Here is a 987-nt window from a genome sequence, read left to right as displayed (position 1 = left end):
TGCCGACGCTTGCCATGGCCGAGCAGGTCACCGCGGTGCTCGACCGCAATGCCGAGGCGGCGGCAGCGATGAGTGATTGCCGCACCGAGCGGCATTGGGTGTCGAAGTCACGACCGGGACTTGCCAATCATGCCATGGCCGAGATCGCCTATGAAGCGCTGTCGGCGGTCGGGCCGCCGCGCTGGGACGAAGACGCCAAGGCAGTCGCGCGCGAAATGCAGGTCAATGCCGGGCGCATGGCGAGCGACGAGCCGTTCATCGAAGAGCTGGAGCGCCTGATCGAGCCGCAGGCGGCGGAAGCGATCCTGCGCCGCGACCTGCCGCCCTCGCAGGTCAATTCGACCTCCGACGATTACACCGACATGAGCTGGCATACGCCGACGGCGCGCTTCTATGTCGCCCGCCCGGCGCTGCGTTCGGAGACCGGCTATCCCTATCCAGCCTGGGTGATGAATGCGCTGGGCGGTATTTCGGCCACGATCGACCCGATGGTGGCCTGCGCCTCCCGCACGATTGCGCTTGCCGCCCTTCGCCTGCTGGAAGACCAGACTGCCCGCGAGGCGGCGATGGACGAGTTCGTTACCCGCACCGGCGGCGGCATCGGCGGTTCGAACTGGATCGCACCGCTTTGCGACTACGAGCCGCCGATCGGGTTTCGCTGGCCAGAATATGTCACCACCCCGCGTGGACGCGACTGGTGGATACCGAGCAATCAGACACCCCCAAGTCACCTCACGAGGAGCATCCCATGACCGTTCATGACCGCATTGTCGCCGAGCCGTTTTCGCTGCAGCGCCGCAACCCCGCCGGCGGCACCAAGCCGCTGACCGCCTGGGGTTTTGCCAACGAGACCGACGTGCTGACCGACGTCCTGCTCGGCTCGCCCAATTTCCTGCGTCATCTGTCGACCAGCTCGCTGTCGCGCAAGCACCTGCGCGAGGCGCCCTGCAACGTGCAGATCGCACAAGCACAGCACAAGGACCTGGT

Annotated in this window: 2 pseudogenes; both read left to right on the top strand. The window is 66.3% G+C overall.

Going from position 1 to position 987, the window contains the following annotated elements:
• Window positions 1-752, top strand: a pseudogene (locus EN969_RS32800) (amidohydrolase); the annotation flags it as partial.
• Window positions 749-987 (top strand): annotated as a pseudogene (locus EN969_RS32795) (amidinotransferase); the annotation flags it as partial. The pseudogenes EN969_RS32800 and EN969_RS32795, both read left to right, overlap by 4 nt.

This window comes from Mesorhizobium sp. M7A.F.Ca.CA.003.01.2.1 (assembly GCF_003998945.1).
GTDB lineage: Bacteria > Pseudomonadota > Alphaproteobacteria > Rhizobiales > Rhizobiaceae > Mesorhizobium > Mesorhizobium ciceri.
Note: the sequence above shows the minus strand (reverse complement) of the source record. Positions and strands in the feature narration are given on the sequence as shown.